Source organism: Nocardia sp. Root136 (assembly GCF_001427185.1).
Taxonomy (GTDB): Bacteria; Actinomycetota; Actinomycetes; order Mycobacteriales; family Mycobacteriaceae; genus Nocardia; species Nocardia salmonicida.
The window spans coordinates 2,381,058-2,393,950 of sequence record NZ_LMFE01000001.1 but is presented as its reverse complement, the minus strand read 5'-3'; the positions used below and the strand labels follow the sequence as shown (position 1 = coordinate 2,393,950).

The following is a 12,893-nucleotide window of genomic DNA, read 5'->3' as shown; positions in this document are numbered from 1 at the left end:
GGCACGGTGCCTCGCACGGGGATGCGAGGAAATTGCCTGAGCGCATCGGGCCGAACGACGAGAGCGTTCGACACCGGGGGCGCGGCCTGTGCTCGTCGCGTGTGGCAGGGTGGAACCGTGAACCGATTGGCCGGTGCGACCTCGCCCTATCTGCGTCAACACGCCGACAACCCCGTCCATTGGCGGGAGTGGGACGCCGATGCCCTAGCCGAGGCAACCGAGCGGAACGTGCCGATCCTGCTGTCGATCGGCTACGCGAGCTGCCACTGGTGCCATGTGATGGCACACGAGTCCTTCGAGGACACCGCGACGGCCGAGCAGATGAACGCCGATTTCGTCTGCGTGAAGGTGGATCGGGAGGAGCGTCCCGACCTGGACGCGGTGTACATGAACGCCACCGTGGCCATGACCGGGCAGGGCGGCTGGCCCATGACCTGCTTCCTCACCCCCGACGGCGCGCCGTTCTACTGCGGTACCTACTACCCCAAGCAGCCGCGCGGGGGGATGCCGTCGTTCACGCAGTTGCTCAGCGCGGTGGCCGAGACCTGGCTCAACCGGCGCGACGACGTGGACAAGGCCGCGCGTCAGGTGACCGATGCGCTCCAGTCGCAGGCAGCGGGCCTGCCCGACGCCGAATTCACCATTGTTCCCGAACTGCTCGACAAGGCTGTGCTGGAGATCGCCGCCGACGAGGACGCGACCCACGGCGGATTCGGTGGGGCGCCGAAGTTTCCGCCGTCGGCGCTGCTGGAAGGACTGCTGCGGCACTGGGAGCGCACCGGCGACCAGGCCGTGTTCGATCTGGTCGAGCGCACAGCCGAGGCGATGGCGCGTGGCGGGATCTACGACCAGTTGCGTGGTGGTTTCGCGCGCTACTCGGTCGATGCCGGGTGGCTGGTGCCGCACTTCGAGAAGATGCTCTACGACAACGCCCTGCTGCTGCGCGCCTACGCCCACCTCTCGCGGCGCACGCCCCCTACCCCCTTGGAATCGTTGCCGCACAGAGTGACTCGTGAGACGGTCGAATTCCTGCTGGGTGATCTCGGGACCGCCGACGGCGGTTTCGCGTCGGCGCTCGATGCCGACACCCACCTCGAACCGGACGGTCCCGGCGTGGAGGGAGCCACCTACGTGTGGACGCCCGCCGAGCTGGTCGGTGAACTCGGTCCGCTCGAAGGGATGTGGGCGGCCGACGCTCTCGGCGTCACCACCGCGGGCAATTTCGAACAGGGCACCTCGGTGCTCACCCGGCACAGCGACCCCGTCGACGCCGAGCAGTCGTCGCGTTTCGACCGACTGCGCGCCCAACTGTTCGAGGTCCGCACCCGGCGCCCACAGCCTGCCCGCGACGACAAAGTGGTCACCGCCTGGAACGGTATGGCCATCACCGCGCTCGCGGAATCCGGTGCCGCGCTGGAGGAACCGTCGTGGATCGCCGCCGCCGTGCGGTGCGCCCGCTACCTGCTCGATGTCCATCTCGTCGGGGGCAGACTGCGCCGCGCCTCCCTAGACGGTGTCGCGGGCACCCCGCCCGGTGTCCTCGAGGACTACGCCTGGTTCACCACCGGCCTGCTCGCCCTCTACCAGGCCACCGGTGAACCGGACTGGCTCGCCGCCGCACAGCTGTTGCTGGACAACACGATCGACCACTTCGCCGACCCTGAACGCTCCGGCAGCTGGTTCGACACCGCCGACGACGCCGAAACCCTGGTAGCCCGCCCGCGCGACCCCGTCGACGGTGCCACCCCCTCCGGCGCCTCCGCCCTGGCCGAGGCCCTGCTCACCGCATCGGCGGTCGCCGACACCGAGCGCGCCGTCCGCTACCGCGAACTCGCCGACCAGACCCTCACCCGTGGCGCGATCCTGCTGGCGCGCGCACCACGGACCGCGGGCAACTGGCTCTCCGTCGCCGAAGCAGCGGTCCGCGGGCCGTATCAGGTAGCCATCGCTGCGACCGAACAATCATCCGCCGCAATGGAACTCCTCGCCGCAGCCCGCGCTTCGGCCCCCGGCGGCACGATCATTCTCGCGGCTCCACCGAACACCGCTCCGCTCCTCACCGACCGGCCGCTGGTCGACGGGACCCCCGCCGCCTATGTCTGCCGAGGCTCGGTCTGCGACCTTCCGGTCACCGACCCCGCCGACCTGACAGCATCACTGCGGCGGTGAGCGGACCCGTGCGGTACGCCTGATCGTCGGCCGATACGACGGCTCGGACTCACTTACCCGGAGGGATGTCCGTCCAGGTCCGGGTGCGCCCGGGGATTCCGCGCAGGCGTAAGTCCTTGTGGCGCTTCCACTTGGACCGCTCGGCCGGTGTGGCGGCCTGCCACACCGAATCGCTCACCAGGACCCGCCGCGGCGCTTCCTTCGCGACGGCGGTGAGGCGGGCCGCCTCGTTGACGGCGTCGCCGATGACCGTGAACTCGAGGCGGGTGTCGGCGCCGACGTCGCCGGCGAACACCTGCCCACGGGCCACTCCGATGCCGACGTCGAGTTCGCCGGTGGCGACTACTTCGTCGCGGATGCGGCGGGCGGCGCGAAGGGCAGGGGTGGCGTTGTCCTGCAGGGCGGAAGGGGCGCCGAAGATGCACAGGGCGGCGTCGCCGGCGAATTTGTTCACCAGGCCGCCGTTGTCCTCGGTGGCCGCGACGACCGTGGCGAGCAGCCGGTTGAGCTTGTGGACGAAATCCTCCGGCGCCATTTCGGCGGACAGCTGGACCGAGCCGGTGACGTCGACGAACAGCGCCGAGACGATGCGCACGTCGCCGGTGAGGTCGGTGCTGCCCGACAGCGCGCGTTCGGCCACGGTGGAGCCGACGTGTCTGCCGAAGACGTCCTCGGTGTGCATCTGATCGCGCAGGGTGGCGGCGAGTTCGTTGACGGAGTGCTCGAGCCGGCCGATCTCACTCGCGCTGCCGACCGGCACCCGCACATCGAGTTCGCCGCGGGTGATCCGGTCCAGCGCCCGGTACATCGCGCGCATCGGCGTCGCCACCGAGCGCGCGAGCAAGGCGGTGGCGAGGGTGCCGACACCGAGGGCGACGATCGAGAACAGCAAGGCGGCGCGCACCCGGTCCTCAGCGGACGTGGTGGTATCGCTGAGGACCACGATGATGATCAGCCCTGGCAGCGCACTGGATACCGCCCAGGTGACGAGCACCCGCACCAGCACGGTCGAGGTGGGATGCACGGTGGGCCCGAGCACCGCGGCGATGATGGGCACCGCCGGTCGGATCAGGCGGTCCAGGATCAGGTAGATCGCGCCCGCCGCTTCCAACCCGCCGAGGGCGAATCCGGCCAGCAGCACGGTGATGTTGTGATAGTCGGTGAACCGGTCGACCAGCCACACGGTCAACACGACGCCCGGCGTCCACAGGATGATCGCGCGCAGGGTGATCGCGGCGGGCAGCCGGATCAGGATGCGCGCTTCCTCCGGCGTCGGTTTGCGGTTGTCGTCGAGCCAGCGCATATATCGGCGCCGGTCATAGAGGGCGATCCCGATCCCGACCGAGAAGGCGATGATCGGATAGATCAGGATCAGCGCCGCCGCGTCGCGCCAATCGTTGCCGAGGCGGCTGAACACCCCGCCCGCCCAGCTGACCAGGAAGATGGCCGTGACTCCGACCATGTTGGCGGTAATGACCACCAGCGCCAGCCCCCAGTAGGACTGCAGTGCCCACCGGACCAGCCGGTTCACCGCACACGCCCTGACCCGGCGCCCGAGGACGCCCGGGCATCACGAGCTGCGCTGACGGGTGACACAACTACCGAGCATAGAAGGCGCGCCGACCGGGGCGACGCGCACGCGCCGTTCAGCCGAGCACGACCAGCCAGATCGCGATGTAGTGACACAGTGCCGCGACCACCGTCGCCGCGTGGAAGAACTCGTGATGTCCGAAGTCGGGCCAGGGATTGGGCCACTTGGTCGCGTACAGAATCGCCCCCACGCTGTAGATCACGCCGCCGACCGCGAGCAGCACCAGCGGCGCGACCCCGACGTTGCGCAGCAGCTCGGGAATCACGGGCACGATCGCCCACCCCAGCAACAGATACAGCGGCACCCCGACCCAGGCGGGCGCGGTGGGCCACAACAGCTTCAGCGCGATCCCGGCGATGGCTCCCGCCCACACCACGACCAGCAGGATCTGCCCGGTCCGTCCGGGCAATCCGAGCAGCGCGAACGGCGTGTAGCTGCCCGCGATGAACAGGAAGATCATCGAATGATCGGCCCGCTTCATCCGCACCCGGGTCCGCACGCTCGCCCAGGTGACCCGGTGATACACCGCGCTCACCCCGAACAGCGCGCACACCGAGATCCCGTACAGCAAGGTCGACCATCCCGCCGTCAACGACGTCAGGAACCCGAACACCACGAGCACCGTCACCGCGACAGCGGCAACGCCCACCGCCCAGGTGTGAATCCACCCCCGAAACCGCGGCTTGCTCACCGTGCCGATCTCAGTCAGAACTGCCTCCACGAAACCTCCAGGGCCAAAACCTACGGTACCGTAAGTTACGCTCCCAACCGTACGTCAAACCCCCACCTCGACACCACAAAACGTGCCCCCGACCACACAAAAGACGCACCCTCTGATCTCGCGAGAACATGGGTAACTCCCCAACCACCCCAAAAGCCGACCCCGCGCTCACCGCAGGGCCGGCACGAATCTCACCTCTCGCCCACGACCGGCAAAATTTCCGGAGAGGCGGGGGAGCGTAGGGTGCGGGCGTGGAGTTTCTTGGTCGGGTGCGTGGATTGCCGTACCGCATCTACGAAGCCAGGCTGTCACAGCAGCTGGCAGACAAGCAGCACCCTCGCCACGTCGCCGTGATGTGCGACGGCAATCGTCGCTGGGCGCGCGAGAACGGGTTCACCGATGTCAGCCACGGCCATCGCGTCGGCGCGCTGAAAATCGCCGAGCTCGTCGGCTGGTGTTCCGACCAGGGCATCGAGATGGTCACCGTCTATCTGCTCTCGACCGAGAACCTGCGCCGCGATGCCGATGAGCTCGAGACCCTGTTCGAAGTGATCACCGATGTCGTCGAGGAACTGTCCGCTCCCGAGCAGAACTGGAGCGTGCGGATCGTCGGGTCGCTCGAGGGTTTCCCCGAGCTGATCGCCAAGCGCCTGCGGGTAGCCGCCGAGCGGACGAGCGGGCGCGACGGCGTGCACGTGAATGTCGCGGTGGGGTACGGCGGACGCCAGGAGATCACCGACGCCGTGCGGTCGCTGGTGCGGCAGGAGATCGCGTCGGGGGAGTCGGGAGAGGATCTGGTGCAGTCGATTACGGTCGACGCGATCGGCCAGCACCTCTACACCTCCGGCCAGCCCGACCCCGATCTGGTGATCAGAACATCTGGTGAGCAGCGACTTTCGGGTTTTCTGTTGTGGCAGAGCGCCTATTCGGAGATCTGGTTCACCGAGGCGTATTGGCCGGAGTTCCGGCGTGTCGACTTTTTGCGCGCACTAAGGGATTACGCGGCGCGGCACCGCCGTTTCGGCGTGTGATGGCGTAGCTGTCGCGTACTCTGCGGTCAGTGGAACCCGAACAGCCTTCTTACATCAGCTATGAGGAATTCGGCAGGCGTTTCCTGGAATACGCCGTCTCCGAGCAACGTATCGCCGACGCGTTCGGCCAACTCACCGGGGCCGCTTTCGATTTCGGGCCGATCGGGGTGGGGCCGGGTCGGCTGGCGAAGGTCACCGCGCAGGTGGAGCTCATGCAGCCACGAATCCTGCGTTTCGTCGACGCGTTCATCTCCTTCGAATTGACCATCCCGTTGCATGTGGATCTGGTCCTCGATCTGGCGGTGGACCGGTCGCGGTTCCGCGTCGACGGCACCGTGCATCTGCATCTCACCGCGCGCACCGCCGACCCGCTGCGGGTGGTCATCGATATCGCCGAGCCACGGCCCGGTGATGTGCGGGTCAATGTCGCCAGTAGCTCCAAGCGTGGTGAGCTGCTGCGCGTGCTGGCCAGTGTCGACCACGAGATCCGCCGATTCGTCGCCCGGTATGTCGCGCAGGAGATCCGCAAGCCCGAGATCGCGGCCGTCCGCAATATCGACGTGGCGACCAGGCTCGACGCGGCCTGGAAGTTGTAGCGGAGTGAGCCCGATCCGCGACGTCCCCCAGCTAGGCTGCTGCGCGAGACCGGGCCCGACGACACATTGCAGGGGTGTGAGCTGTGGGAATTGCGACGAAGGCGAGCGGATGGCGTGCGCGGATCGCGGTGCTCGGCGCGGTGTGCGGCGCCGCGATGGTCGTCGCGGGCTGCGGTGAGGTCGAGCAGCCCGCGCCGCCACGACTGACACCCGCCGAGGAGCAGGCCGCCAAGGGCCCCGTGTTCGCCTATCGCACCGACGCCGAACTGGCGGTGGTGCACGGCGCCGAAACCGTGCGGGCGCCGGGCAGTTTCGGCCATTCGTCGGCCGCGGTGACCTTCACCGAGGACGGGCAGTACGCGTTCGCGGTGGAGACGAGCAGCAAGACGCTGGTGGCGCTGGGTGTACGGGACCGGTCGGTGACCCGCATACCGTGCGACTGCACCAACGCGGTGGGGCTGCGTGGTTCGGTGATCGGCTGGTGGCGCGAGCCCGGTGAGATCATGAGCATGGATCTGGCCGGTTCCGAGCCCGCCGCACCCGAACGTGAGATCGTCCTGCCGGATTCGCCGAGTCCATTGGGTGGTGGCAGCTGGAACGGCGCCGAGCTGGTGGCGGCCACCGATGAATTCGTCCTGCTGGCCAGGGTCGAATCGCGCGGACTGTGGTGGGAGAAGAGCCACCTCTATGCCATCGGCGCCGACGCCATCCTGCCGCTGGGCCGCGTGCCCGGCATCGACGCCGGACTCTCCGCCGCCGCCGGACCCGATGGGCACACCTTCGTCCTGGCCGGGGCGACGGCGCGCAGCGCGACCTGCGGCAGCGGCAACGTGGCCACCATCGATGTCGCGACCAACGGTGTCCGGTCGCTGCCCACGCTGCCGGGCGAGTGCTCCGCGGTGTACAGCCCGCGCTGGAGCGAAGACGGATCGATCACGATCGCCACCCGCAAATGGGCCGATCTCGTCGGCGCGCCGAGCATGGTCGACCGGCTGCAGTCGGCGGCGCAGGGATGGGCGCCGGTGGGGGAGTACCCGGTGGTCGACATGCTCCGGCGGGTGCCGGGGTCGGTGATCGAGGTGGTCGCCGGTGAACCCACCGATGCGCGCGGCACTCCGCACGGGGTGTTGGTTGTGCACAGGGGCGGCGTCCGTGAGGAATTGGCGAAGCAGGTCATCTCGCTCGGTGCGCCGCCGACCGCGAACGGCTGATGCCGTTCGCGATCGGATCGCGGAATCTGTTGCCGCGCAGGCTGATCAGAGCTTGCGCAGGCGCAACCTGTTGATCGTGTGATCGGAGTCCTTGCGCAGCACCAGGGTGGCGCGCGGACGGGTGGGCAGGATGTTCTCCACCAGGTTGGGTCGGTTGGTGGAGTTCCAGATATCGCGCGCGGCCGCGGTGGCCTGCTCGTCGCTGAACGCCGCGTAGTGGTGGAAGTGTGCGTCGGGGTCGGCGAAGCCGGTCTTGCGCAACGCGAGAAAGCGCTGCACATACCAGTTTTCGATGTCCTCGATGCGGGCGTCGACATAGATGGAGAAGTCGAACAGGTCCGACACCATCAGTCGCGGACCGGTCTGCAACACATTCAGGCCCTCGACGATGAGGATGTCGGGCTGACGCACACAGTGCTTCTCGTCGGGCACGATGTCGTAGGACTTGTGCGAATACACCGGCGCGCACACCTCTTCGGCGCCCGACTTCACCTCGGTGACGAACCGCAGCAGCTTGCGCCGGTCGTAACTGTCCGGGAAACCCTTGCGGTGCATGATGCCGCGGCGGGTGAGTTCGGCGGTGGGATAAAGGAATCCGTCGGTGGTCACCAGGTCGACCCGCGGGTGGTGATCCCAGCGCGCCAGCAGCGCCTGCAGCACGCGGGCGGTGGTCGACTTGCCGACCGCGACACTGCCCGCGACACCGATCACGAACGGCACCTGCTTGTCGGGGTGCTTCTCCCCGAGGAAGGTGGCGGTGGCGGCGAACAACCGCTGCCGCGCCGCGACCTGGAGATGGATCAACCTGGCCAGCGGCAGGTAGACCTCGGCGACTTCCTCGAGGTCGATCTGCTCGCCCAGACCGCGCAGGCCGGTCAGTTCGTCCTCGGTCAGGACGAGGGGAGTCGATTTGCGCAGGGTGCGCCACTGGCTTCGATCGAACTCCACATAGGGGCTCGGTTCACTCATCCGTGCCACCTACCCGACCCTCCGTCCAGGCGCATCCGCACAGCTTGGCTGCCCGTCTGGTGAGATCCGGGATAACTCTGACCGCATAGCGAGATTGTGCTCCGTGCTCGCCGCCCGCGCGCAACAGGGGGTTTGGCTACCGGTCGGTAACTAGCGACAATGCCGAGGTAAGGCGCCATTTTCCGGGAGACCACGTAATGTCGGGCGGATGGGGTCACATCCACTTGTCACTGAATACCTGCGCCTCGGTTTGGCTTTCGATCGCCTCGAAGAGGGCTTCGTCGACGCCTATACCGGCGATCCGCAGCTGCGTCGCGATGTCGAGAACGCCGCCGTCCCCGAACCCGCCGAGCTGGCCCGGCGCGCCGTCGACCTGCGGGCCGCCCTGCCCGATGCCGGGCTGTCGGCCCAGCGCACCGAATTCCTCGATGCCCACCTGGTCGCGATGGAGTGCTCGGCTCGCAAGTTCGCCGGTGAGCAGATCGGTTTCGTCGACGAGGTCCGCGCCTATTTCGACGTCGACATCGCACCGGGTGACCCCGACGACTATCGCGAAGCGCACCGGCAGATGGACGAGGTGCTCGGCGGCGACGGTCCGCTCGCCGAACGCGCCGCCGCCTACCGTCGCGGCGACGAGATCCCGCCGGAAAAGCTCGCTACCTGTGTCGAAGCGTTCTCCAGTGCGTTGCGCGAGCGGGTGCGCGACCGGTATCCGCTGCCCGACCACGAGCACGTCACCTACGAGGTTGTCGGCGACAAGCCCTGGTCCGGCTTCAACTACTACCTGGGCAATTTCGCCTCGACAGTGGCGATCAACTCCGACCTCAAACAGCACATGGGCAACCTCCCCGCGCTGATCGCGCACGAGGCCTACCCCGGCCATCACACCGAGCACTGCCGCAAGGAAGCCGGACTGGTCGCGGCGGGCGAGGACGAGCAGACGCTGTTCCTGGTCAACACCCCGCAGTGCCTGATGGCCGAGGGCCTCGCCGACCTTGCCCTGCAGTCGATCGTCGGACCCGGCTGGGGCGTGTGGGCCCAGGAGATCTACGCCGATCTCGGCCTTCGTTTCGACGGTGAACGGGCCGAACGCTTCTCGACCGCGTCGGCGAAATTGCTGAACGTGCGTCAGGACGCCGCGCTGCTGCTGCACGATCAGCACCGCGGCGAGGACGAGGTGGCGCTGTTCCTGCAGCGGTGGATCCTGGCGACGCCGGAGCGGGCGCGGCAGTCGTTGCGGTTTCTCTCCTCGCCGCTGTGGCGGGCCTACATCAGCACCTATGTCGAGGGCTACCGGTTGCTCGGTGGCTGGCTCGACGGCGCGGTCGGCGCCCAGGATCGGGTCGAGCGGTTCGGGCGTCTGCTCGACGAGCCGCTGACGCCGGGGGCGATCCGGCGGATGAGCGTCGCTACTGGATGACGGCGCAGCCGGCGGGGCGGTCATCTCTGTGTCATCGGTCACCGTCGGACGGGTCGTTTCGCCGAGTCTGTCGTGTTCGACGGCTATCGAACCTGGTCAGGCGCGGTGTGACCCTGGTCTCTCAGGTGGCGGCTCGGACGGTGTTGCGGTATCCCCGTGCTCGGCGCGTACACGGTCGGCAATAGACTCGCAGGCGTGACGCAGACGACCGCTTCGGTGAATACCCAGTCTCTCGGTGAGCTCGATCCCGAGTTGGCCGCCGCGATGGCGGGCGAGCTCGCCCGCGAACGCGACACCCTCGAGATGATCGCTTCGGAGAACTTCGTGCCGCGCGCGGTCCTGCAGGCGCAGGGCTCCGTCCTCACGAACAAGTACGCCGAGGGTTACCCGGGCCGCCGCTACTACGGTGGCTGCGAGGCCGTCGACGTGGTGGAGACCCTGGCTCGTGACCGCGCCAAGGAACTGTTCGGCGCCGAGTTCGCCAACGTGCAGCCCCACTCGGGCGCGCAGGCCAACGCCGCGGTGCTGATGGCGCTGATGAACCCGGGCGAGACCCTGCTCGGCCTCGATCTCGCGCACGGCGGGCACCTCACCCACGGTATGCGCCTGAACTTCTCGGGCAAGCTCTACGACGTCCACTCCTACGGCGTGAGCAAGGAAGACCACCGCATCGACATGGACGAGGTGCGTGACATCGCACTCAAGGCCAAGCCGAAGGTGATCGTCGCCGGATGGTCGGCCTACCCGCGTCACCAGGACTTCGCTCGCTTCCGCGAGATCGCCGACGAGGTCGGCGCCTACCTGTGGGTCGACATGGCCCACTTCGCCGGCCTGGTCGCCGCCGGTCTGCACCCCTCGCCGGTGCCCTACGCCGACGTCGTGTCCTCCACCGTGCACAAGACGCTCGGCGGCCCCCGCTCCGGCCTGATCCTGGCCAAGCAGGAGTTCGCCAAGAAGCTCAACTCCGCGGTGTTCCCCGGCCAGCAGGGCGGCCCGCTCATGCACGTGATCGCCGCCAAGGCCGCCGCGTTCAAGATCGCAGCCACCGAGGAGTTCGCCGACCGGCAGGTCCGCACCCTGTCCGGCGCCCGCATCCTCGCCGAGCGTCTGACCGGCGCCGACGTCAAGGACAAGGGCGTCTCCGTCCTCACCGGCGGCACGGACGTGCACCTGGTCCTGGTCGACCTGCGTAACTCCGAGCTCGACGGTCAGCAGGCCGAGGACCTCCTCCACGAGGTCGGCATCACCGTCAACCGCAACGCGGTTCCCTTCGACCCGCGCCCCCCGATGGTCACCTCTGGCCTGCGCATCGGCACGGCCGCGCTGGCGACCCGTGGTTTCGGTGACGCCGAGTTCACCGAGGTGGCCGACATCATCGCCGCCACCCTCGCGGGCTCCTCCGACACCGACACGCTGCGTGGTCGGGTCTCCAAGCTGGCCCAGAGCGTCCCGCTCTACCAGGGCCTCGAGGACTGGCGCCTGCTCGGCTGAGACCGACTCACACTCGCGAATCGCCCCGGTAGACCGAAAACTCGGTCTACCGGGGCGATTCGCCGTTCGTGGCAGGTGCGTGTCGCGGTGACAGGGGTTGTGACGTGTGATTGTCGGAACGCACAAAATTTTGAGTAAGTGCCTACGGGGGTAATGGAATACGGCATGGTCAGTCCGCATGGGATATCGACGTGAGCTTGCGCGTGAGGTCGGCGGGGAGGTGCATGCGTTCGAGTTGCTCACCGAGGCCGAGGCCAGGGAGCTGATCGAACTGTTCCGAGCCGCGCGGGCCAACGAGGTGCGGGCATTGCGCCGGGCCATCGACGCCGCGCTCATCGCGATGCCCGGTCCGCTGCGCAAGATCACCCGCAAGATCATGTTCGGCAGCTGAACCCATGATCGAGACCGAACTGGAAGCCCAGACTCAACTCGTCGTACTCGCGCGCACGCTGCAGGTGCCGCCGCAACACCTCGCGCCGCTGGCTCGTCTCGGCGCGGTGCACCTTTCGGCGATGCACCAGCAGATTCTGCGCGCGCTGCACGCCGAGCACGCGGCTACGTTCCGCCGGATCGGCCCGGTCGTGCCGATCTTTCCGGTCGGACTCGGCGTCGCGCTGTTCGAGCGGGTGGTGCCGCCGGTGCTGGCGGCCAGATTCCTCGGCGCGGTCGGGGTCAAACATCCGGTGAAGTGCGCGCAGGCGTTGTGCGCGGTCGACGCCGTTTACGCGGCAGACGGCGCGCCGTACCTCGACCCGAACGTCTTCGAACAGCTGATGCGATACGGCAGTCCGGAGCCGATCACCCTCATCATCAACGAGCTGCTGCGGCGTCGCGACTACGTGACGGCGGCGCGGTTCCTCGCGGTGGTGGACGAGCCGCTGATCGCGGCCTTGGAGCAGACGGTCCACGATGACGCCGGACTGATCTTCACCGCCGCCTACGCCTACCCCGCGCACACGCTGAGCCGGATCGTCCGGCAATTGCTCGCGGGCCCGCGACAGCGGATCCCGGGAATGCTCCAGACGGTGCTGGCCGGTCCGCCCACCCTGCATCACGCCATGCTCGCGTTGTTCTGCAAGGTCGCCCCCGATATCGCGGGCAGCCTCGGTGACATCTTCTTCGGCCGCGGCACCACCCACGAGGTCGGTCGATTCCTTCTCACCGCCGTCAACCGGAACGCGTCCACCGCCCTGCTCACCGTGATCGGCCGGCTCAATCCGGTGGCGCTGTGGGCACTGTCGACGAACCCCCAGTTCGCCGACACCGACGTGCTCGGCGCGCTGGTCCGCTCGCTGGACGGCAAAAACGAAGCCGACCCGTGGCGCGGCCTGTTCGCACTGTCGGCCCGACTGAGCGAACCGGCCCGCCGCCACATCGCCGCGACCCTCGCCGAACTGGACGAGACCTCGGTAGCCGCCCTGCCCGCCCACGCGACCGACGCCACTTACTGGCCCGCTCTCCTGCAACTACTCGCCGAATCCGAACCGGCCGCGCAGGCCAGGGTCGCCGCGATCTGGTCGCGCCTTTCCCCTGAATGGCAAGCCGGCATCGAACGCCACATCCACGAGAACCGCTACGACACCCGTCTGAGCCGCATCACCGACGCCCTGACCACCGTCACCCCCGAAGAGGTCTTCTTCCGCCGTCGCCAACAGATCCGTCAACGGGGAGAAGACCACTTCGCTTCGTGGTGA

Annotated in this window: 11 protein-coding genes; 8 read left to right on the top strand and 3 right to left on the bottom strand. The window is 68.0% G+C overall.

Annotated features, from left to right (window positions below; genetic code table 11):
* The first annotated feature begins 117 nt into the window (after window positions 1-117).
* Complete coding sequence (locus ASD42_RS11085) at window positions 118-2,169, top strand: thioredoxin domain-containing protein (RefSeq protein WP_235569373.1); 2,052 nt, start codon at window positions 118-120, stop codon at window positions 2,167-2,169.
* 49 nt (window positions 2,170-2,218) lie between these two features.
* Here ASD42_RS11085 and ASD42_RS11080 read toward each other — a convergent pair whose 3' ends face one another.
* Window positions 2,219-3,700 carry an adenylate/guanylate cyclase domain-containing protein gene (locus ASD42_RS11080; RefSeq protein WP_056813649.1) on the bottom strand — a complete coding sequence of 494 codons (1,482 nt, stop codon included), beginning with the start codon at window positions 3,698-3,700 and terminating at the stop codon, window positions 2,219-2,221.
* A 115-nt stretch (window positions 3,701-3,815) separates the two neighbouring features.
* Window positions 3,816-4,481, bottom strand: coding sequence for a PAQR family membrane homeostasis protein TrhA (trhA, locus tag ASD42_RS11075; protein WP_084465817.1), 666 nt, complete (start codon window positions 4,479-4,481; stop codon window positions 3,816-3,818).
* 251 nt (window positions 4,482-4,732) lie between these two features.
* Here trhA and ASD42_RS11070 point away from each other — a divergent pair, with 251 nt between their 5' ends.
* The 3 genes from ASD42_RS11070 to ASD42_RS11060 all read left to right on the top strand — a co-directional run bounded on the left by ASD42_RS11070 (window position 4,733) and on the right by ASD42_RS11060 (window position 7,319).
* Window positions 4,733-5,512: an isoprenyl transferase gene (locus tag ASD42_RS11070; protein WP_056813646.1), complete on the top strand. Its 780-nt coding sequence runs from the start codon at window positions 4,733-4,735 to the stop codon at window positions 5,510-5,512.
* Window positions 5,513-5,541: 29 nt separating this feature from the next.
* Window positions 5,542-6,108, top strand: coding sequence for a hypothetical protein (locus ASD42_RS11065; protein WP_056813643.1), 567 nt, complete (start codon window positions 5,542-5,544; stop codon window positions 6,106-6,108).
* 83 nt (window positions 6,109-6,191) lie between these two features.
* Window positions 6,192-7,319 (top strand): hypothetical protein, encoded by a 1,128-nt coding sequence (locus tag ASD42_RS11060; RefSeq protein WP_056813640.1) that lies wholly within the window; start codon window positions 6,192-6,194, stop codon window positions 7,317-7,319.
* A gap of 45 nt (window positions 7,320-7,364) precedes the next feature.
* Here ASD42_RS11060 and coaA read toward each other — a convergent pair whose 3' ends face one another.
* Complete coding sequence (coaA, locus tag ASD42_RS11055) at window positions 7,365-8,297, bottom strand: type I pantothenate kinase (RefSeq protein ID WP_056813636.1); 933 nt, start codon at window positions 8,295-8,297, stop codon at window positions 7,365-7,367.
* A 199-nt stretch (window positions 8,298-8,496) separates the two neighbouring features.
* Here coaA and ASD42_RS11050 point away from each other — a divergent pair, with 199 nt between their 5' ends.
* The 4 genes from ASD42_RS11050 to ASD42_RS11040 all read left to right on the top strand — a co-directional run bounded on the left by ASD42_RS11050 (window position 8,497) and on the right by ASD42_RS11040 (window position 12,893).
* A complete protein-coding gene (locus ASD42_RS11050; protein WP_056813633.1) occupies window positions 8,497-9,708 on the top strand; it encodes a hypothetical protein in 1,212 nt (403 codons plus the stop codon).
* 195 nt (window positions 9,709-9,903) lie between these two features.
* On the top strand, window positions 9,904-11,199 hold the full coding sequence (glyA, locus tag ASD42_RS11045; protein ID WP_056816047.1) for a serine hydroxymethyltransferase: 1,296 nt from the start codon (window positions 9,904-9,906) through the stop codon (window positions 11,197-11,199).
* A 178-nt stretch (window positions 11,200-11,377) separates the two neighbouring features.
* Entirely contained in the window at window positions 11,378-11,590 is a 213-nt protein-coding gene (locus ASD42_RS34340; RefSeq protein ID WP_131816804.1) for a hypothetical protein, read from the top strand.
* A gap of 4 nt (window positions 11,591-11,594) precedes the next feature.
* Entirely contained in the window at window positions 11,595-12,893 is a 1,299-nt protein-coding gene (locus ASD42_RS11040) for a hypothetical protein (protein WP_056813630.1), read from the top strand.

Excerpts from the sequence above, each read along its gene's own strand:
- ASD42_RS34340 (WP_131816804.1), top strand. The coding sequence starts at position 11,378 with ATGGGATATCGACGTGAGCTTGCGCGTGAGGTCGGCGGGGAGGTGCAT.
- ASD42_RS11040 (WP_056813630.1), top strand. The coding sequence starts at position 11,595 with ATGATCGAGACCGAACTGGAAGCCCAGACTCAACTCGTCGTACTCGCG.
- ASD42_RS11050 (WP_056813633.1), top strand. The coding sequence starts at position 8,497 with ATGGGGTCACATCCACTTGTCACTGAATACCTGCGCCTCGGTTTGGCT.